The organism is Rhodobacteraceae bacterium D3-12, from assembly GCA_025916135.1.
GTDB lineage: Bacteria > Pseudomonadota > Alphaproteobacteria > Rhodobacterales > Rhodobacteraceae > JAKGBX01.
In genome coordinates this window covers 3,602,454-3,621,513 of the sequence record CP104793.1, presented here as the reverse complement: position 1 = coordinate 3,621,513, position 19,060 = coordinate 3,602,454, and the positions used below count along the sequence as shown (strand labels likewise).

Annotated in this window: 16 protein-coding genes and 1 pseudogene; 15 read left to right on the top strand and 2 right to left on the bottom strand. The window is 62.7% G+C overall.

Annotation, left to right across the window (positions count from 1 at the left end):
* Positions 1–11 precede the first annotated feature (11 nt).
* Positions 12–755 carry a hypothetical protein gene (locus N4R57_17885; GenBank protein ID UYV36836.1) on the top strand — a complete coding sequence of 248 codons (744 nt, stop codon included), beginning with the start codon at positions 12–14 and terminating at the stop codon, positions 753–755.
* On the opposite strand, the gene N4R57_17880 is transcribed toward N4R57_17885, so the two are convergent.
* On the bottom strand, positions 749–2,710 hold the full coding sequence (locus tag N4R57_17880; protein ID UYV36835.1) for a 4Fe-4S binding protein: 1,962 nt from the start codon (positions 2,708–2,710) through the stop codon (positions 749–751). The two genes, N4R57_17885 and N4R57_17880, sit on opposite strands and share 7 nt — an antisense overlap.
* A gap of 372 nt (positions 2,711–3,082) precedes the next feature.
* On the opposite strand from N4R57_17880, the gene N4R57_17875 reads away from it, so the two are divergent.
* The 10 genes and pseudogenes from N4R57_17875 (at position 3,083) to N4R57_17830 (ending at position 13,030) form a co-directional block, all read left to right on the top strand.
* A complete protein-coding gene (locus N4R57_17875) occupies positions 3,083–3,619 on the top strand; it encodes a DUF3305 domain-containing protein (GenBank protein UYV39613.1) in 537 nt (178 codons plus the stop codon).
* Positions 3,616–4,284 carry a DUF3306 domain-containing protein gene (locus tag N4R57_17870; protein UYV36834.1) on the top strand — a complete coding sequence of 223 codons (669 nt, stop codon included), beginning with the start codon at positions 3,616–3,618 and terminating at the stop codon, positions 4,282–4,284. Before N4R57_17875 ends, N4R57_17870 begins: the two co-directional genes overlap by 4 nt.
* Positions 4,281–4,889 carry a molecular chaperone TorD family protein gene (locus N4R57_17865; protein UYV36833.1) on the top strand — a complete coding sequence of 203 codons (609 nt, stop codon included), beginning with the start codon at positions 4,281–4,283 and terminating at the stop codon, positions 4,887–4,889. Before N4R57_17870 ends, N4R57_17865 begins: the two co-directional genes overlap by 4 nt.
* Before the next feature lie 77 nt (positions 4,890–4,966).
* Positions 4,967–5,152 (top strand): twin-arginine translocation signal domain-containing protein, encoded by a 186-nt coding sequence (locus N4R57_17860; GenBank protein ID UYV36832.1) that lies wholly within the window; start codon positions 4,967–4,969, stop codon positions 5,150–5,152.
* Positions 5,153–5,271: 119 nt separating this feature from the next.
* Complete coding sequence (locus tag N4R57_17855; protein ID UYV36831.1) at positions 5,272–8,250, top strand: formate dehydrogenase subunit alpha; 2,979 nt, start codon at positions 5,272–5,274, stop codon at positions 8,248–8,250.
* A gap of 13 nt (positions 8,251–8,263) precedes the next feature.
* Positions 8,264–8,861, top strand: a pseudogene (gene fdh3B / locus N4R57_17850) (formate dehydrogenase FDH3 subunit beta).
* A gap of 126 nt (positions 8,862–8,987) precedes the next feature.
* Positions 8,988–10,217, top strand: a complete 1,230-nt coding sequence (locus N4R57_17845) for a formate dehydrogenase subunit gamma (protein ID UYV36830.1) — start codon at positions 8,988–8,990, stop codon at positions 10,215–10,217.
* Between the two features lie 4 nt (positions 10,218–10,221).
* Positions 10,222–11,559 (top strand): c-type cytochrome, encoded by a 1,338-nt coding sequence (locus N4R57_17840; GenBank protein UYV36829.1) that lies wholly within the window; start codon positions 10,222–10,224, stop codon positions 11,557–11,559.
* The gene (locus N4R57_17835; GenBank protein UYV36828.1) at positions 11,556–11,681 is read left to right on the top strand and encodes a hypothetical protein; all 126 of its coding nucleotides are present in this window, start codon (positions 11,556–11,558) and stop codon (positions 11,679–11,681) included. Before N4R57_17840 ends, N4R57_17835 begins: the two co-directional genes overlap by 4 nt.
* 5 nt (positions 11,682–11,686) lie before the next feature.
* Complete coding sequence (locus tag N4R57_17830) at positions 11,687–13,030, top strand: sigma-54 dependent transcriptional regulator (GenBank protein UYV36827.1); 1,344 nt, start codon at positions 11,687–11,689, stop codon at positions 13,028–13,030.
* A gap of 215 nt (positions 13,031–13,245) precedes the next feature.
* Here the strand turns inward: N4R57_17830 and N4R57_17825 are convergent, their stop codons facing one another.
* Positions 13,246–15,204 (bottom strand): cache domain-containing protein, encoded by a 1,959-nt coding sequence (locus tag N4R57_17825; GenBank protein ID UYV36826.1) that lies wholly within the window; start codon positions 15,202–15,204, stop codon positions 13,246–13,248.
* Between the two features lie 316 nt (positions 15,205–15,520).
* On the opposite strand from N4R57_17825, the gene N4R57_17820 reads away from it, so the two are divergent.
* The 4 genes from N4R57_17820 to N4R57_17805 are packed head-to-tail and all read left to right on the top strand — an operon-like array spanning position 15,521 to position 19,056.
* The gene (locus N4R57_17820; GenBank protein UYV39612.1) at positions 15,521–16,414 is read left to right on the top strand and encodes an ABC transporter substrate-binding protein; all 894 of its coding nucleotides are present in this window, start codon (positions 15,521–15,523) and stop codon (positions 16,412–16,414) included.
* An 8-nt stretch (positions 16,415–16,422) separates the two neighbouring features.
* Positions 16,423–17,364 carry an iron chelate uptake ABC transporter family permease subunit gene (locus N4R57_17815; GenBank protein UYV36825.1) on the top strand — a complete coding sequence of 314 codons (942 nt, stop codon included), beginning with the start codon at positions 16,423–16,425 and terminating at the stop codon, positions 17,362–17,364.
* Entirely contained in the window at positions 17,357–18,304 is a 948-nt protein-coding gene (locus N4R57_17810; GenBank protein UYV36824.1) for an iron chelate uptake ABC transporter family permease subunit, read from the top strand. Before N4R57_17815 ends, N4R57_17810 begins: the two co-directional genes overlap by 8 nt.
* The gene (locus tag N4R57_17805) at positions 18,301–19,056 is read left to right on the top strand and encodes an ATP-binding cassette domain-containing protein (protein UYV36823.1); all 756 of its coding nucleotides are present in this window, start codon (positions 18,301–18,303) and stop codon (positions 19,054–19,056) included. The genes N4R57_17810 and N4R57_17805 overlap by 4 nt, the downstream gene beginning before the upstream one ends.
* Positions 19,057–19,060: the final 4 nt, after the last annotated feature.

Here is a 19,060-nt window from a genome sequence, read left to right as displayed (position 1 = left end):
AGGCTGGGGCCATGCGCATATGTGTTTGGCTTATGATACTCGGGTTGCTTTTGCCATTGCGGGCGGGGGCCGAGGAGAGGTTGGTTCGGGTGCATGTTCCGGACCGCTTGGAACAGACCGGGTTGATGCGCCATATCCTGCCGCGGTTTTCGTTGAAAACGCAAGTGAGGGTCGAGGTTGTCGGGGCGGGCGATGCGCCGGACCTGATCTTTGGCAGCGAGGGGCGGGCGGTGTTTCGGGGCATTGGCGAGGTTTGGCATATCAAGGTGGTGAGCGAGGGGCATGCCGGAACCGGGCGCTTGGTGAAGTGGCTGCGCTCGGATGTGGGGCAGCGGACGGTGTTCGGCTTTGCACCAGAGGGCGCGGCGATGTTCAGCGCGCCAGAGGTGGCGGTGGTCGAGGCCGTTGCGGTGGCGCCGTCGGGCGATGTTGCGTTGGGATTGCGGGCAAGTCGCGCGAAATGCGGGCGCTGTCACGTTGTGGCGCGCCAATCGGGTCTTGGCGGGATCGGATCGACGCCGAGCTTTGCCGTGTTGCGCAGCCTGCCGGATTGGGAGGGGCGGTTTGCCGCGTTTTACGCGTTGAACCCGCATCCGGCCTTCACCCAGATCGAGGATGTGACCGAGCCGTTTGCCGAGGAGCGGCCATCGCCGATTGCGCCGGTGGTGATGACCATGGAAGAGGTCGAGGCGATCATGGCCTATGTCACCGGGATGACCCCGGCCAATCTTGGGAAGCCGCTTGAGCATCAGTGATCGCGCCGTTTGCTCAGGTAGTCATCGGTGGTGCGCGGGCGCGGGCGTTCCTTGCCGGTGAAGGGGTTGTTTTGCGAATGGAACTGGGCGTTGACGCGGCAATCGTCGCACATCTGGATCATGCGCAGGGCGTTGGCGTCTTGAAACATCGAATGTGAGGCGAGCTTTTCGGTGATGCGTTCGACGGTGGATTTGACGCCGAAGAGCGCGCCGCATTCGACGCAGGCGAAGGGTTCTTCCTCGTTCAAGACCTGCTGAGTCAGGGCGGCATCGGTGAGATCTAGTTGCGGCGCGTAGGTGATCGCGTCTTCGGGGCAGATGTTGGAGCAGAGGCCGCATTGCAAGCAGGCGTCTTCCTGAAACCTGAGTTGCGGCATGTCGGGGTTGTCGGCCAGAGCGCCAGAGGGGCAGAGCGACACACAAGACAGGCAGAGCGTGCAGCTGTCGGTGTTGACCAGCACGGCGCCATAGGGCGCGCCGTCTGGCAGAGGGAGTGTTTCGCTCTCGGGGTTGAGGGCGCGGGCGGCTTGGCGGGTGATCTGGCGGCGGGTGCCCATGGGGCGGATCGGCGCAATCGGCGGCGTTGGGGCGGGTGTGTCGTAGAGCGCGTCCTCCATCGCCTCGGGGTCGGTGGTGTCGAGGAGGGTGACGGGGTGGCCGGCGGACATGGCCGCGGCGAGGGCGATTTGCGCGGCGAGCGCGTCGCGGTCGGTGGACGGGCCGGGCAGGAGCGCGACCGACGTGAACCCGGCGGCGAGGGCGGCGAGCGCCTCGGCATGGCCGAAGAGGTTGAGGGCCGGAACCTCCATCGGGATGACATCGGCAGGCAGACCGCGGCCATGGCGGGCAGAGAGGCGCACCATCTCGGCGCCGTGGGCGTCGGAGACCATGAGGCGGGGCGCGGTGCCGCCAGCGTCAAGATAGGCCTGCGCCAACGTCTGCACCCGGCGCATGGTGAGATCGACCGGGGGCGCGTCATAGGTGATCGCGCCGGAGGGGCAGACCGAGGAACAGGCACCGCAGCCAGCGCAGATCATCGGATCGACGCTGACGTGATCGCCCGAGGGGGTGATCGCGCCGGTCGGGCAGAGGTCAATGCAGCGGTTACACCCGGACTGTTCGGCCCGCGAATGGGCGCAGAGCAGGGGTTCGGCCCGCACATAGAGCGGCTTCTCAAAGGTGCCGATCAGGGCGGAGGCCGCGAGGATCGCCGCCCCGACCGAGGGCGCATGCGCGGGATCGGCACGCAGGTAACCTTCGCGCTTGTCGGGGGCCGGAAACAGCGGGGTGTTGCCGGTCAGATCAAGCAGGATGTCGCATTGCGAGCGACCGCCGTTTTGCGGCGGTGTGAGCGCATGTGCGCCGCGCCCACCCGGTTCGATCTGTTGCAGATTGTCGATGGTGACATTGAAGCCGCCAAACGCGCCACTGGCGTTGCGCAGAGTGCCGATGACCACGTCGAAAGCGGGCGTGTCGGGCAGGGTGTCGGGCTGAAATTCGGCGCTATCGAGCAGGACCGTGACGCTTAGGAAGCTGCTGAGTTGTGACGCCGCATCGAGGGCGGTTTCGGCAGGGCCGAGGATGAGGCACAACCCTTCGGAGATAACATCGCGGGTCTTGGTGACGGGGGCGGGCAGGGTTGCTTCGGCCACGAGCGCGGACATTTTGGGTAGTTTCGAGGCGGTGTCCGCGCTCCACCCGGCGCGGTCGCGCAGGTCGAGTGTGGGGGCGGGGGCGGTGCCGAGCTCCTCTGCCAGAGCATCGAAAACGCGGGTTTGTTGGGTGCAGCAAAAAATCGCATCGCCCGTATTGAGGGCGGCGGCGGCGCGGTCGATTTGAGTGGTGCAGAGCGCCGTGCAGGGGGTTGCGACCTCGAGGCCGGTGGCGTTGGCGAGCCCCGCAGTGTCGATCTGCTGAGTGCCCAAACAATCGCATGTTATCAGTGTTTTAGCCATGTTTTCCCCAAGGTTCGGGGGCTGCGATAAACGCGTGTCCCGTGCCGTCTCCGCCTTACAGGTAGCCTTGATTCGAGGGGCGCGACAACCGGTTTTGTCAGCCCCGTCGGGGCGCGATCGGGAGATTTGCGAGGTGATTCGCCAAGGTGATTCGGAAATGCTGCACTGCATCGGTTTCCCGAGTGTTTTTGTCGTATTGGACAATTCGTCCTGATGCGGGGTGGTGGCGGGTGCAACTTGCCCAAAGTGACCACGAAAGGGGTGTATTGATCCGCACGGGCAATCAGCCCTTTGAGCCGCGCGCCGCCTGTCGCAGAATAAGGCAACGGGAGGAGTAGCGGGTTGATCCACAATCCAGACATGTATCAGGCGATACCGTTGGGTATTGTCCTGCGCAAAGCGCCGGGCGTGACGCGCTGGGTGCCGTGGTCGTGGACAGCCGTTGCCGTTCTGCCCGGAGCCGGCCCCGCCGAGTGGCGCGAGATGCGCCGTGAAGGTGAGGCGGTGGAGTTCCACGCGGCAACGCTTCACATGGAATTGCACGGGGCGGAGACCGAGGCATATCTGCATGGATTGTCGGCAGAGGTTCCCAGCGTTTACGTCGTGATGCGCGAAGGCATGGGCGAGGAGCCGCTGGAGGTTTTGCTGGTCACGGCGTCGCCTTATGAGGCGCAGGATTACACCGACAGTGGTGAGGAGATCGTCGAGAAGGTGCCGATGCCGCACGGGTTGGTTGCCTGGGTGCGCGAGTTCGTCGAGGCCTATCATCAAGACGAGGTGTTCGTGAAACGCCGCCGTGACGAGAAACGCACCGATCTGGTTGAAGACGGTGTCGGCGATCCGCGGATTTCGCAGGTGTCGGATGTATATCGCTCGCCGACGTTGTTGAAGAAGGGGCGCATTCAATGAGCGTCTGGTCCAAGCGCAAGGCAGCCGTGGCGGCAGAAGAAGCCGCGTTGCAGCGTGCCGAAGAGGTCGCGCAAAAGGCCGAGGCCGAGGCGGCGCTGGCGGAAAAGACCGACGAGGAGTTGCTGGCCGAGTTTGATTTGCCCGTGCCCGAAGAAATGGGCGAGGGCGATGATTTTCGCGCGTTCTTGAGCGATGCGGTGCCGGAGCGGTTGAAGACGCGGGCGCTGCGCCAGTTGTGGCGGGTGAACCCGGTGTTGGCGAATGTCGACGGGTTGGTTGACTATGGCGAGGATTTCACCGACGCGGCGATGTGTGTCGAGAACCTGCAGAGCGCCTATCAGGTGGGCAAGGGCATGTTGGCGCACGTCGAGGAGATGGCACGGCAGGCCGAAGCGGAGGGCGAAGCGGCGGCTGAGTTGGAGCCGGAAGCGGATGCGGGTGAGGAGCAGAGCGCGGAGCCGGATGAGCCCGTGGTTGAAACTGTAGTTGAGCCCGTAGTTGAGACTGTGCGCAAACCTGAGGGCAGGCCTGTGGCCAGCTTGGTAGAGCAACCGGAGGCGGAGAGCGTGTTGGTGCAATCCGAGCCGGTCGAGGCCGAAGACATAGCGCCAACGCCGGGATTGCGGCGGATGGCATTTACGTTTGACGAACAGAGGACGGGATGAGCGCAGTTTTGGACAATACGGCGATTGCTCATGAGGATCGGCTACGTGCCGATCTCTATAATTTTCTGGGTCTGCTTTTGGCCGGGCCGCCGGATGAGATGCTGCTGTCGCAATCGGCCGGGCTGAGCGGGGATGAAAGCCCATTGGGCGAGGCCGTTGGCACGCTGTCGCGGGTCGCGAAAGTGACCAAGCCCAAGGCGGTGGAGAGCGAATACAACAAGCTGTTTATCGGGTTGGGCCGGGGCGAGTTGCTGCCTTATGCGAGTTATTATCTGACCGGGTTTTTGAACGAAAAACCGCTGGCCACCTTGCGCAAGGATATGAATGCGCGCGGGTTGGAGCGGGCCGAGAATGTGTTTGAACCCGAGGACAACATTGCCAGTTTGATGGAGATGATGGGCGCGTTGATCGTCGGGCGGTTTGGCAGCCCGGCGAGCCTTGAGGATCAAAAGACGTTCTTTAACCGCCACATCGCGCCTTGGGCCGGGCATTTTTACAGCGATCTGGAGGAGGCCAAGAATTCGGTTTTCTATGCCTCGGTCGGGACGGTGGGCAAGGCGTTCATGGATATTGAGACCGAAGGGTTTCGATTGGGAGCGGAGTGATCCGTTTCTTTCACCGCGGAGCGATCCGCAAACGAGTGGCGGCAATGTCGTCAGAACCAATCAAAGGGAGACCCTTGATGACAGAAAAAACCAAGGCGAGCCGCCGGGATTTTTTGAAACTGGCCGGAACGGCAGCGCCCGCAGCGGCGGTGGCAGTTGCCGCCAGCGGATCAGCGGCAGAAGCGGCTGAGCCAGACCTGACATCGGACAAGATGCAGGACACCGCGCATACGCGCGCATATTTCGACAGCGCCCGGTTTTAGGACCGGACGAGGTTAACAAGAAGCGGAATTGGCGACTGGTTGCGTGACGCCCGACTGTTCGGTTCCATAACATCGAGACCAAGCTAGCGGAATTTTCCGCACGCAAGGGAGAGAGAAACATGCTTAGGAAAAAGACCAACGGGGTTGCGAGACGCTCCCAGCGGACAAGTATCCTGTCTGAAGCGGCGAACGCTTCGGTAGACCGGCGCGCATTTTTGCGCGGGTCGGGGCTGGCGATTGGCGGTTTGGCCGCGGTTGCAGCGACCGGCGGCACGGTTCAAAAGGCCAATGCGGCCGCGACGGCGACAGGAGCCGTCGAACTCAGGAAATCAATTTGCACACATTGTTCGGTTGGCTGCACGGTTGTGGCCGAAGTGTCGAACGGTGTCTGGGTCGGGCAGGAGCCCGGCTGGGATAGCCCGTTCAACCTCGGTGCGCATTGCGCCAAGGGAGCAAGTGTGCGCGAACATGCCCACGGCGAGCGCCGTCTCAAATACCCGATGAAGAAAGAGGGTGGAGAGTGGAAGCGCATCAGCTGGGAACAGGCGATCGACGAGATCGGCGACGGCATGATGAAAATCCGCGAGGAAAGCGGCCCTGACAGCGTTTATTGGCTGGGCAGTGCGAAGCATTCCAACGAACAGGCCTATTTGTTCCGCAAGTTTGCCGCCTATTGGGGCACAAACAACGTGGACCATCAGGCGCGGATTTGCCATTCGACCACGGTTGCGGGTGTTGCGAATACATGGGGCTACGGCGCCATGACCAACAGCTACAACGACATCCACAACTCCAAGGCCATCTTTATCATCGGCGGCAACCCTGCCGAGGCGCACCCTGTTTCGCTGTTGCATGTTTTGCGCGCGAAAGAGCAGAACAATGCGCCGCTGATCGTGTGCGATCCGCGCTTTACGCGCACCGCTGCGCATGCGGATGAATATGTGCGCTTCCGTCCGGGCACGGATGTGGCGCTGGTCTGGGGTATCCTTTACCACATCTTCGAGAACGGTTGGGAGGACAAGGAGTTCATCCGCACCCGTGTTTGGGGCATGGACCAGATCCGCGAGGAAGTGGCCAAGTGGACCCCCGAAGAGGTCGAACGTGTGACCGGCACCCCCGGTAGCCAGCTTAAGCGCGTGGCGCGGACCATGGCGAACAACCGCCCCGGCACCTTGATCTGGTGTATGGGTGGCACGCAGCACACCAACGGCAACAACAACACGCGGGCCTACTGTATCCTGCAACTTGCGCTGGGCAATATGGGCACCAGCGGCGGCGGCACCAATATCTTCCGCGGCCACGACAACGTGCAGGGCGCGACCGATCTGGGCGTGCTGAGCCACACCTTGCCCGGTTACTATGGCCTGTCCAAAGGCGCATGGGCGCATTGGGCGCGGGTCTGGCAAGAGGATTCCGAGTGGCTGGCCGGTCAGTTCGCCAAAGTCAAAGGCGCCGACGGCAAGGAAAAGTCGCTTCAGAACCTCACCGGGATTCCGGTGTCGCGCTGGATTGACGGTGTGTTGGAAGACCCCGACAACATGGACAACCCCGACAAGGTGCGTGCCATGGTTCTGTGGGGTCATGCCCCGAACAGCCAAACGCGCGGGCCGGAGATGAAGACGGCGATGGAAAAGCTGGACATGCTGGTCGTGATCGACCCGTATCCCACCGTTTCCGCCGTTCTGCATGACCGGACCGACGGGTGTTACCTGTTGCCGGCGGCAACGCAGTTCGAGACGCGTGGCTCTGTCACCGCATCGAACCGCTCGCTGCAATGGCGTGAGCAGGTTGTCGCGCCGTTGTTCGAGTCCAAGCCTGATCAGGAGATCATCGCTCTGTTCTCGAAGAAGTTCGGCTTTCATGACCGTATGTTCCGCAACATCAAGTTGGAGGAGGACGGGCTAACCCCGGATGCCGAGGACACGCTGCGCGAGATCAACACGGGCATGTGGACCATCGGTTACACCGGCCAGAGCCCTGAGCGGATCAAGAAGCACATGGCCAACCAGCATACGTTTGACCGCACCACGCTTCAGGCGATTGGCGGTCCGGCGGATGGCGATTACTATGGTCTGCCATGGCCGAGTTGGGGCACGCCGGAGTTGAACCACCCCGGCACGCCGAACCTCTATGACATGTCGAAACCTGTTTCCGAGGGTGGTTTGACCTTCCGGGCGCGGTTTGGTGTCGAGCGGGACGGTGACAACCTGTTGGCCGAAGGCGTTTATAGCGCGAATTCCGAGATTCAGGACGGATACCCGGAATTCACCTATCAGATGCTCAAGGATCTGGGCTGGCACACCGACCTGACGGATGGTGAGCGCGCCTATATCGCCAAAGCAGCCGGCGTTGATGGTTTTGCGGATTACACGGCGGAGGTCGGTGAAGCCGGCATGTCGCCGTTCCCGTCGGACTATGACGCCAAAGTGGCCAAGGTGAACTGGAAAACCGACCTGTCGGGCGGTATTCAGCGGGTGGCGATCAAGCACGAGTGTGCGCCCTTTGGCAACGCCAAGGCGCGGGCGGTTGTGTGGACCTTCCCCGATCCGGTGCCGATCCACCGCGAGCCATTGTACACGCCACGGCGTGATCTGGTGGCGGATTATCCGACCTATGAGGACCGCAAGTTCTATCGGCTTCCGACCATGTATGCGTCGATCCAGAAGAACGACTTTAGCAAGGAGTATCCGATCATCCTGACCTCTGGTCGATTGGTGGAATACGAGGGCGGCGGGGAAGAAACCCGGTCGAACCCGTGGCTTGCCGAGCTTCAACAGGACATGTTCGTCGAAATCCACCCGCGTGACGCCAATAACCTTGGTGTGCGGGACGGCGCGCAATGTTGGGTCGAAGGGCCGGAAGGCGGCAAGGTCAAGGTCATGGCGATGGTGACAGAGCGGGTCGGTGAGGGCGTTGCCTTTATGCCGTTCCACTTTGGCGGTCATTTCCAGGGCGCGGATCTGAGGGATAAATACCCCGACGGTGCCGACCCGTATGTGTTGGGCGAAAGCACCAACACGGCCCAGACCTATGGCTACGACTCGGTCACGCAGATGCAGGAGACCAAGTGTACTCTCTGCAAAATCTCAGCAGCTTGAAGGAGAACTGAACATGGCTAGAGCAAAGTTTCTCTGCGACGCTGAACGCTGCATCGAGTGCAACGCCTGTGTCACCGCGTGTAAGAACGAGCATGAAGTGCCTTGGGGGATCAACCGCCGCCGCGTGGTGACGATCCAAGACGGGAAGCCGGGCGAACGCTCGATCTCGGTTGCCTGCATGCATTGTTCGGATGCGCCCTGTATGGCCGTTTGCCCGGTGGATTGCTTTTACCAGACCGAAGAAGGTGTGGTGCTGCATTCCAAGGGCCGACCTGTGCATTGGCTGTGGCTATTGCTTTTACGCGTGCCCGTTTGGCGCGCCGCAATATCCGCAGGCAGGCAATTTCGGGTCGCGCGGCAAGATGGACAAGTGCACCTTCTGTGCCGGTGGCCCGGAGGAGAACAACTCGACCGCGGAATTCGCCAAATACGGGCGGAACCGCATCGCGGAAGGCAAGCTGCCGATCTGTGCCGAGATGTGTTCGACCAAGGCGCTGTTGGCGGGGGATGGCGACGTTGTGTCGGCCATTTACCGCGAGCGCGTTGTGGCCCGTGGCTTTGGCTCGGGCGCTTGGGGTTGGGGCACTGCCTATGACCAGAAGGGCGGCTGATCGCGGATCGGTGGTGGCGGGGTCATGCCCCGCCCGACGCCAATGAAAAAAGGAGCGGCGCCTTTGCGGGGGCCGCTCTGCTTCGCAGATTTTTGAAGAATTCAAAGACCCCGAGGAGGGCGACAGATGCTGCGCATTGCATATGCACTTGTCTTGACATTGATGCTGAGCGGTTTGGTGCCGGGCGCGCAGGCGCAGGCTCAGGAGCAACCCGCCGCCCCGGACCGGTCGGCAACCGGCGGGGCGCAGACCCTGGATGATATCATGGCGCGCCAGCGCGGTGACAAGGTGGACGACGCGTTTCGCCGCAATGCCACGGGCAACCCGGACAGCGCGGCGGGGATTGCCTCGCAGCTAGGCACTTTGGGCGGGGCATCGGACCCGGAGCTGTGGCGCGCGCTGCGCTATGGCTCGGCAGATGTGAAAGTGTCCGCCGGGGGCGATACGGCCAAGGTGCTGGTGCAGGATGGCGGCATGTGGTGGCTGAGCTTTCGCCAAGGCCCATTGCGGACCTATGGCGGGTGGTTGTTGCTGGGCACAATCGGGGTGTTGATCGTGTTTTTCCTGCTGCGCGGGCGCGTCAGGCTGGATGAGGACGAAACCGGGCGCACCGTGACGCGGTTTAAATTCGTGGAACGCTTTGCCCATTGGCTGTTGGCCGGATCGTTTGTGGTGCTTGGTCTGACCGGGTTGCTGACGCTGTTCGGGCGGATTTTCATCGCGCCTTATCTGGGTAAGGACGTGAATGCGACTTTGTTGATCTGGTCCAAGTGGCTTCATAACAACCTCGCTTGGGCGTTCATGCTGGGGCTTGTCATGGTGTTTTTCATGTGGGTCATTCACAACATTCCCAACCGCACCGACATTACTTGGTTGCGTCAGTTCGGCGGGATTATCGGCAAGAAGCACCCGCCAGCGAAGAAATTCAACGCCGGTCAGAAGGTGATTTTCTGGTCGGTGATCGTTTTTGGCACGTCGATTGCGATGACGGGTCTGTCGCTGTTGTTTCCGTTCGAAATGCCGATGTTCGCCAAGACCTTTGGGTTGCTGAACGATCTGGGGATTTCCGGCTTGCTTGGCTTTGGCGAGTTGCCGACCGCGCTTAGCCCGCAGGAAGAAATGCAATATGCGCAGCTGTGGCATGCGATTGTCGCCTTTGTTCTGATGGCGATCATCATCGCGCATATCTATATCGGGTCGATCGGGATGGAAGGCGCGTTTGATGCCATGGGCACCGGCGAGGTGGACGAGGCATGGGCGTATCAGCACCACTCGATCTGGCTGGATGAGATGAAGGCGAAAGAGGCGCAGGATGCCAAGGCGCCGCCGTCATCGGACGCGACGCCTGCGGAATGATCCCATGCGCTGGCTTTGGGCCTTGGTAATGGTTGCCGCGCCGGTTGAGGCGCAGGAGTTCACCACGCTGAAGGGGCATGGCGGGCCGGTCATGGCGATTGCCGTTTCCGGTGCCGGACAGGTGGCAACGGCGAGTTTTGACAACTCGGTCGGGCTCTGGGACGGGCGCGTGCCCAAGTGGCTGGACGGGCATGCCGCAGCGGTGAACGCGGTGGTGTTCGTTGCAAGCGAAGGTGGCGCGGATCAGGCAGATCAGGCAGCTCAGGCGGTGGTGTCCGCCGGTGACGATTTTTCCGTGCGCTTATGGCGCGAGGCTACGTCGCAGGTTTTGGGCAGGCATCGCGGCAAAGTCACATCGCTGGCGGTGCAACCCGGCGGGATGTGGGTGGCCAGCGGAAGCTGGGACGGCACGATAAAGATGTGGCCGCTTGACGCTGGGGAGGCCTATGACCTGGCCGCCCCCGGAGCGGGGGTGAATGCGCTGGCGTTTTCACAAGGCGGTAAGGTGCTTTATGCGGCGACGACCGGCGGGCAGGTGTTGCGCTATGACATGACGCAGCCCGAGGCGGCGCCCTTGCCATTGGTGCGCCACGGGTTTGGTGTGAACCGCTTGGTGGTCGGTGAGGGGTGGCTTGCCTATGGCGCGGTGGACGGTGTGACGCGGGTGATCGAGGCCGAGAGCGGCAAGCCGGTCGCGGATTTCACGCTTGAGCGGCGACCGGTTCTGGCGATGGCCTATCACCGCGAGACGGCGCAGATCGCGGTGGGCGACGGTCAGGGCTATATCATGATGCTGGGCGTTGGAATGGGTGCCGGATCAGAGGCTGGCGGCTGGCGGATCACACGCGATTTTCGGGCCACGCGGCGCGGGCCGGTTTGGGCGTTGGCCTTTTCACGCGATGGCGAAATGATCTGGGCCGGAGGTTTGGATGATGTCGCCTATGGCTGGCCAGTCGAGACGCTGGACAAGTTTGGCGCCACCATGGGGCAAGAGCGCACATTCCTGCGTGATGCCGACAAAATGCCCAACGGCGAGCGCCAGTTCATGCGCAAATGTTCGATTTGTCATGCGCTGGAAAAGGGGCCGTCACGCAAGGCGGGGCCGAGCCTTTTTCAGGTGTTTGGCCGGCGTGCGGGCACGGTTGCGGGCTATGCCTATTCGCCGGTGCTGGACGGGTCGGACATCATCTGGAATGATGCGAGCATCGACGCGCTGTTCGATCAGGGGCCAGACCATTATATACCGGGATCAAAGATGCCGATGCAGGTGATCGCGGGAGCGGGAGATCGGGCCGATCTGATCGCGTTTCTGAAAGAGGCCACCAAGAGAGATACGCCATGAAAGCCATGTGGGCCGGGTTTGCCGGAGCAATCGTGATCGCCGTTGCGGCGAGTTTCGTGTTGGATGAGATCGGCTTTTCGGCGGCTGAGCGCCAGTCGGGCGGCTCTGTTCGGTTGAATTGAGCGGGATGCGCAACACTCGTGACGTAGAAGAATTTGGCAGCACGCTGGCTGGGGCGTCGATCCTTGTGGTTGATGACGAGCCGGGGATGCGCAATTTTCTGAGCAAAATTCTGGAGCCGCGGTGCAAGCGGGTGGTCGAGGCCGCGTCGCCCGAAGAGGGCACGCAAGCGTTGGACAAGGCGCATTTTGATCTGGTGATTTTGGACAATATCATGCCCGGAAAGACGGGGCTTGATTGGGTCACAGAGCAGGGTCGGCTGGGGCTGTTTGCCGATACCATTCTGATCACCGCCTATGCCGATCTTGAGACCGCAATCCTTGCGCTGCGCGCGGGGGTGAGTGATTTTGTGCTCAAGCCGTTTCGCGCCAATCAGATATTGAACGCCGTGTCGCGCACCTTGGATCGCAAGAACCTGCGGCGGGATAATACGCTTTTGCGGCATGAGCTGTCATCGGACGGGGCGCGGGGCAAGCTGTTGGGGCAGTCGCCCGCGTTGGCCGAGGTGCGGGCGATGCTGGCCAAACTGGCGCCATTGCCGACGCCGGTGTTGTTTACCGGCGCGAGCGGCACCGGCAAGGAGGTCGCGGCGCGCACGTTGCACCAATTATCGGACCGCGCCGAGAAGCCGTTTGTGGCGGTGAACTGTGCCGCGATTGCGCCGGAGCGGATTGCGCATGATCTGTTCGGGATCGTCGTGGGCGAAGAGCAGCACAAGGCGGGGCTTTTCCTGTTGGCGGATGGCGGGACGCTTTTCCTCGACGAGGTGGCGCAGATGCCCGAGCCGTTGCAGGCGGCGTTGCTGCGCGTGCTGGAGGATCAGCGGATCAGGCCGGTTGGCGGGGAGCGCGACATTCCGCTAAACCTCAGGTTTTGTTTTGCGACCAATGCGGACCTTGAGGCGGCGGTGGCGGAGGGGCGGTTCCGCGCCGATCTTTATCATCGGATCAACGTGGTGAATATCGAGATGCCGCCGCTGCGCGACCGCTCGGAGGATATTGTCGAGTTGGCGGCGCATTTCATGGCGCATTTCGCGCAGGTTCTGGGGATGCGGGCGCTTGAGTTGGATGAGGAGACCCTGCTGAAGCTTAGGCGACATGACTGGCCCGGCAATGTGCGGGAGTTGCGCAATCTGATGGAGCGGTCGCTTATCCTTGGTGGGTTCCCCGAGGCGTTTGCCGGGGGCGGATCGGTGGTTGGCGCCGAGGCGATGGACACGCTTGATCTGGTGATGCAGCGGCACATCCTGCATGTGCTGGATCAATGTGACGGCAACCGCGCCGAGGCGGCGCGGCGGTTGGGTGTTTCGCGTAAGACGATTGACCGGAAGTGTGCGGCCTGGGGGGAGTGACGCGCGCCGGGTGAGCGCCTGCCCGTGGGGTGGCGCCTGCAACGGTCGTGGTGGCCACTTTATCGTGCCGGGTCCGTGTGCGTTTTGTATGGTGCGTTGTTCTTTGCAAAAGCGCCAGCCCGCCGGGACGGGCAGGCGCTCACCCGGCGCCCTGCGGGCTTGGTTCCGGGTGGGGTGGTCTTTTGGGCCGGAACAAGGCCGCAGGCCGCCGGGCCCTATACCGCAGGCAGCCAGACGGTGAACTCGGCGCCGCCGCCGGGCGGGTTGCGTGCCGAGATCAAACCACCCGCGCGTTGCACGAGGGTTTGCGAAATCGACAGGCCGAGCCCGGTGCCGGTGGCCTGTTTGGTGGTAAAAAACGGGTCGAACACGGTGGCGATCTTGTCCTCGGGGATGCCGGGGCCGGTGTCGCGTACGGTGAGGGTGGTGCCTTGGGTGCCGTCGCGGGTTTCGGGGCGCAGGGACAGTGTCAGCGTGCCGCTGTCGCCCATCGCCTGCACCGCGTTGACGATCAGGTTGATGACCACTTGCTGCATCTCGCCGGGGTCGATTTTGACCATGGGCGGATCGGTGAAATCGCGCTCGACCGTGATCTCGCGTTTCGAGATCAGGTGATCGACGAGCACGAGGCAATCCGCGACCACGGGGGGCAGATCGACGGTTTCGTCATAGCCCGAGAACTCGCCCGGGCGGGCGAATTGCAAGAGCTTGCCAACGATGGCGTCGATGCGTGCGACTTGGCGGTCGATCAGGTTCATTTCGGTCGTAACCGCGTCGGCATGCGCCCCGAGGGTTTCGCGCATGACGTCGACGTTGCCTTGGATCACGGCCACGGGGTTGTTGATCTCATGAGCCACCCCGGCGGTGATTTCACCGATCGAGGCGAGTTTTTCGGACATGACGAGTTGCTTGAAGGTTTGTTCGAGCTTGGCGTTGGCGTCGCGCAGTTCGGCGGTGCGCTCTTCGACGCGCAGGTTGAGTTCATCGGCCCAAGCGCGCAGGCGTTGGTCGCGGTCCTGAACCTGATTGAGGAGACTGTCGAGATGCGCGGCGACCGCGCCGATTTCATCGCGCGCACCGATATCGCCGTTGCGCGCCGAGAGGTCGCCTTTTTCGACTTTGTTCATCACGCGGGTCATGCGTTCGAGAGGGGAAAAGATGCTTTTGGCGAGCCAGAAGAACAGCGGTGCCGACAGGGCGAGGACGGCAATAAATGCCGCCATCATCCACAGGAAGGCCGAGCGTTTCGCCGCCGAAAACGGCGCTTCGAGGAAGCCGACATAGAGCATCCCGACGTCGGTGCCGAAGCTGTCGGTGAGGGGCAAGTAGCCGGAAATATACCAGTCATTGACCACAAAAGCGCGGTCGAGCCATGTTTTGCCATGGTCGAGCACCTCGCTGCGCACGGCGGCGGAAACGCGGGTGCCAAGCGCGCGGACGTCTTCGAACAGGCGCACGTTGGTTGAGACGCGCACGTCGTCGAGAAAGAGCGTTGCGGTGCCGAGCCGGTCACCGCCGGTGACGGCGTTGAGGTAGACCAGCGCATTGATCGTGTCGATGAATTGCAGGTTGCGGTTTAACAGGATGCCACCGACGAGCACGCCGTTATGGCCGGCGATCCGCACCGGGCTGGCGCCGTGGACGACCATGCCGCGATCCTCGGCGGTGCGGGTGGTGGGGACTGCGGCCTCGGTCGGGATGAGTTCGATGCGGGCTTGGGCGGCGAGTTCGTGGGAAATGGCCGAGAGATCGTCAGTGGAGAAGATATCAATCGCCGCGCGTCCGGTGCCGCCCGCCGCCGCGCGGACCACCGGCCAGCGATCCGCACCCGAGAGGCCGTCAAGCGGCAGGTAGTAGAGGAAATCCAGCCCGAGTGCCTCGCGTTTGGCCGCAAAATAGGCGGTATGCGCGGTGCTATTGCGGGTCAGAAGGGCGGCGAATTCGGTGGAGCCTGTGATCTCGTCAAGGTCGCGGCCGGTGTTGGTAACCAGTTCCGAGAGGTATTGTTCGGCGATGCGCAGGTCGCTTTCGACGTTGGCGATCAGCACTTTGTCATAGTCCGAGGTCCAGCGGGTCATGCCAAGAAGCAGCAACAGCGGCATCAGCACGATCAATGGCGTGAGGGCCATGATCAGGAGGCGCAGGCGAACGGATGTCAGGGCGGAACCGGGCATGATGGCGCGAGCCTATCCTGCGCCGGGGGCGGGGCAATCGCGGTGCGGGTTAAGCCAGTGCCGCGATTGGTTTTGGTGTTTGCACTTTAGACGTCAGCGGTGATCGCGAGCCAAAGCGTGCGGGCAGTTTTAACGGTGCTGTGGTCGACAAGAGTGATGCCGCCGAAGATATGCTTTTTCGGCTTGGATTACGGCTTGCGAAAGGGTTGCACAATCCGATACCACGACCCCGAACAAAGTGAGCCAGCCCGACGCCAGTGCTCTTGTGCCTTTTACAAAAGGATATGGCGTTATGCGAAGACCTCTTCTTTCTCTTATGGTGTCGGCGTTTTGCACGGTGATGGCGGTGTCGGCGGTGACGGCGCAGGCCGAGGTGACGGTGGAAACCGCAACCGGCAAGGCGGTGGTTGCCGGGGTGCCCGAAAAGGTCGCGGTGTTTGATATTGCGGTCGCGGACACATTGCAGGCGCTGGGGGTCGAGATGGCGGGCGTGCCGTCAAAGCTCTATGTCAGCTACCTTGCGGAATTGGCCGGGAAAGTGCCGCCGGTGGGCACGATTTTCGAGCCGGACTATGAGGCGTTGGCAGTGATGGGGCCGGACCTTGTGATTGTCGGGCCGCGCACATCGGACAAAGTGGACGCGCTGTCGCAGATCGCTCCGGTCATCAACATGAGCATCATGGGCGGCGACGTAGAGGCGGCCTTGCGGGCGCGGATTGCGGCCTATGGCAAGATTTTCGCGGTCGAGGCCAAGGCCGACGCATTGCTGGCCAAGCTGGACAGCAAAATTGCCGAGGCGCGCGACGCGGTCAAAGGCAAGGGCAAGGGGCTTGTCATTCTGGCGAACGGGAACAAGATTTCCGCCTTTGGGCCGGGAAGCCGGTTTGGCTGGATCCATACGGTTGTGGGGTTGCCGCTGGCGACCGAGAGCCTTGAGGTGTCGGTGCATGGTCACGCGATTTCGTTCGAGTTCATTGCCGAGGTTGATCCCGATTGGTTGCTGGTTGTTGATCGGGGGGCCGCGATCGGGCAGGAAGGTGCCGCGCAGGCGACGCTTGATAATGCGATCATCGCGCGGACCAAAGCGGCCAAGGCAGGACAGATCGTTTACCTTGATCCGGCGCCGATTTATGTGGCCGGTGGCGGCGCGACGTCGATGCTCAACACGCTCGATGAATTGATCGCGGCCTTTGGCAAAACCGGGGGCTGAGCCGACACTTGCGCCTGATCCTTGTCATGGTGGCGGTGCTGGCGGGGCTGAGCCTTGGTAGCATGATGCTGGGTGCGGCGTCCCTGTTTGACGGGGATGGCGGGTGGCTTTTGCTGGTCAGCCGGTTCCCGCGCACGGCGGCGGCGATTTTGGCCGGGGCCGGGTTGGCGCTGGCCGGGGTGGTGGTGCAGCAGGTGGTGCAGAACCGGCTGGTTGAGCCGTCGCTGACCGGGACGCCGGAGGCGGCGATGATGGGCCTGTTGGCGGTCACGATGATCGCGCCGGGCATGGCCGTGGCAGGCAAGATGTTGATCGCCGCCGCATCGGCATTGGTCGGGATGATCGGGTTTTTGGCATTGGCGACGCGGGTGCCGCGACAGGGCCCCATGTTGCTGCCGATTGTGGGCTTGGTTTACGGCGGGATTCTAGGGGCGGTTGTCACCTATATCGCGTGGCAAGCGGATTTGTTGCAATACCTTAGTATTTGGCAATTGGGCGAGTTTTCCAGCGTGATGCAGGGGCGTTACGAGTGGCTTTGGGGCGTCGCGGTGCTTGCTCTGCTGCTGTATGCCGTGGCCGACCGGATCACCATTTTGGGCTTGGGAGAGGCGCAGGCGCGCTCGCTCGGGCTGAGCTATACCCAGACGCGGGCGCTGGGGCTGGTGATTGTCTCGACGCTGACTGCGCTGGTTCTGGTGACGGTGGGGGCGTTTCCCTTTGTCGGGTTGGTAGCGCCGAACCTTGTGTCGCGCTGGCGCGGGGACAATTTGCGCGCCAACCTGCCGATGATCGCGCTGGGCGGTGCGATCCTTGTGCTGGCGGCGGATGTAATCGGGCGGGCGGTGCGCTATCCGTTCGAGATACCGGCGGCGACGGTGTTTGCCGTCTTTGGCGCGGGTGTGTTCCTGTGGTTGCTACACGCGGCACCGAGGCGGCAAAACGATGGGTAGCCGCGGGCGGATGATCGGGCTGGTGCTGGCGCTGGTGCTGGCGAGCGGGGTTTTCCTGTTGTGGAACCTGCGTGCGCCGATGGGGTTTATCCTTGAGCTGAGGGCGACCAAGCTGTTTGCGTTGATCGCGGTTGGTGCGGCAACGGGGGCGGCGACGATCCTGTTTCAGACGGTGGCGATGAACCGTTTGCTGACACCGGGGATCGTGGGGTTTGATGCGCTGTTCGTGCTGATGCAGACGCTGTTGGTGGCGATGCTGGGCGGGGTCGCGGCGGCGAGCATTCCGAGCGGCTGGCGGTTTCTGATGGAGGCGGCGTTCCTGATGGCGGGGGCGAGCGCATTGTTCGGCGTTTTGTTGCGCCGCGATGCGGGGGATGTGACGCGGATGATCCTGACCGGGGTGGTGTTGGGCGTGTTTTTGCACGGGTTGACGGCGCTGGTCGTGCGGATGATGGACCCGTCGGAATTTGCCGTGGTGCAAGGCGCGATGTTCGCCAGTTTCGGCAGCGTGGACCAAGCGCAACTGGCCGTGGCGATGGTGGTTTTGGTCGTGACGCTCGGGCTGGCCCTGCGGATGGCGCCAGCGTTGGATGTGGCGGGTTTGGGGCGTGGCACGGCGCGCGGGTTGGGCTTGGATCATGACCGATTGGTGCGGCGGGTGTTGCTGTTGATCGCGGCGTTGGTGTCGGTGTCGACCGCTTTGGTCGGTCCGATCACGTTCTTCGGGCTGCTCTGTGCGAGCATCGCGCGGGCGGTGACCGACACGCATCGTCATGCGGTGTTGATCCCGGCGGCGGCGATTATCGGGGCGTTGACGCTGGTTACGGGGCAGGTGGTGTTCGAGCGGTTCATGGCGAGCCAATCGGCGCTTGCCGTGGTGGTGGAATTCTTTGGCGGGCTGCTGTTTCTGGCGCTCGTTTTGCGACGGGGGCGAAGATGATCGAGGTCAGCGGGCTGAGCTTTCATGTGGGGCAGGTGCAGATCCTGCACGACATATCTGTGACGCTGGACTCCGGTGGGGTGACGGCCTTGATCGGGCCGAACGGGGCGGGGAAATCAACCTTGCTGCACGCGATTGCCGGGTTGAACGCGCCATCGTCCGGAACGGTCAGCATCGACGGGTTGGACCCTTATGCCGCCCCGGCGATGGAGCGGGCGCGGCGCGTCGCGCTGTTGCAGCAGTTCCCGACGGTGGTGAGCCGGTTGAGGGTGCGCGAGTTGATCGCCTTTGGCCGCTGGCCGCATCACAAGGGGCGCGCGACGCCGCAAGATGATGCCAAGGTTGAAGAGGCGATCAAGGCGCTATCGCTTGAAGACTTGGCGGATCGGCCGCTTGAGACGCTGTCGGGCGGGCAGAGGCAGCGGGCCTTTGTGGCGATGACATTCGCGCAGGACACGCCGTGGATTTTGCTGGATGAGCCGCTGAACGCGCTGGACCCGCGCCATGCGCGCAACCTGATGAGCCGGTTGAAGGAATTGGCCGAGGAGACGGGGCGCAGCATCGTGATCGTATTGCACGACATCAACGCCGCAGCCGGTTGGGCCGCGCGGGTGGTGGCGATGAAAGACGGGCGAGTGATGGCGCATGGGGCGACGCGCGAGGTGTTGTCGCCCGAGGTTCTGGGCGAGGTGTTCGAGACGCCGTTTGACGTGATCGAGCATCGCGGGCGCATCGTTGTGGTGGCTGACTAGCGCC

Bases quoted from the DNA above. Each gene is read 5' to 3' on its own strand.
- N4R57_17840 (UYV36829.1), top strand. From the start codon at position 10,222: ATGCGCTGGCTTTGGGCCTTGGTAATGGTTGCCGCGCCGGTTGAGGCG.
- N4R57_17835 (UYV36828.1), top strand. From the start codon at position 11,556: ATGAAAGCCATGTGGGCCGGGTTTGCCGGAGCAATCGTGATCGCCGTT.
- N4R57_17810 (UYV36824.1), top strand. From the start codon at position 17,357: ATGGGTAGCCGCGGGCGGATGATCGGGCTGGTGCTGGCGCTGGTGCTG.
- N4R57_17870 (UYV36834.1), top strand. From the start codon at position 3,616: ATGAGCGTCTGGTCCAAGCGCAAGGCAGCCGTGGCGGCAGAAGAAGCC.
- N4R57_17865 (UYV36833.1), top strand. From the start codon at position 4,281: ATGAGCGCAGTTTTGGACAATACGGCGATTGCTCATGAGGATCGGCTA.
- N4R57_17805 (UYV36823.1), top strand. From the start codon at position 18,301: ATGATCGAGGTCAGCGGGCTGAGCTTTCATGTGGGGCAGGTGCAGATC.
- N4R57_17830 (UYV36827.1), top strand. From the start codon at position 11,687: ATGCGCAACACTCGTGACGTAGAAGAATTTGGCAGCACGCTGGCTGGG.
- N4R57_17880 (UYV36835.1), bottom strand. From the start codon at position 2,710: ATGGCTAAAACACTGATAACATGCGATTGTTTGGGCACTCAGCAGATC.
- N4R57_17855 (UYV36831.1), top strand. From the start codon at position 5,272: ATGCTTAGGAAAAAGACCAACGGGGTTGCGAGACGCTCCCAGCGGACA.
- N4R57_17820 (UYV39612.1), top strand. From the start codon at position 15,521: ATGGTGTCGGCGTTTTGCACGGTGATGGCGGTGTCGGCGGTGACGGCG.
- N4R57_17845 (UYV36830.1), top strand. From the start codon at position 8,988: ATGCTGCGCATTGCATATGCACTTGTCTTGACATTGATGCTGAGCGGT.
- N4R57_17860 (UYV36832.1), top strand. From the start codon at position 4,967: ATGACAGAAAAAACCAAGGCGAGCCGCCGGGATTTTTTGAAACTGGCC.
- N4R57_17825 (UYV36826.1), bottom strand. From the start codon at position 15,204: ATGCCCGGTTCCGCCCTGACATCCGTTCGCCTGCGCCTCCTGATCATG.
- N4R57_17885 (UYV36836.1), top strand. From the start codon at position 12: ATGCGCATATGTGTTTGGCTTATGATACTCGGGTTGCTTTTGCCATTG.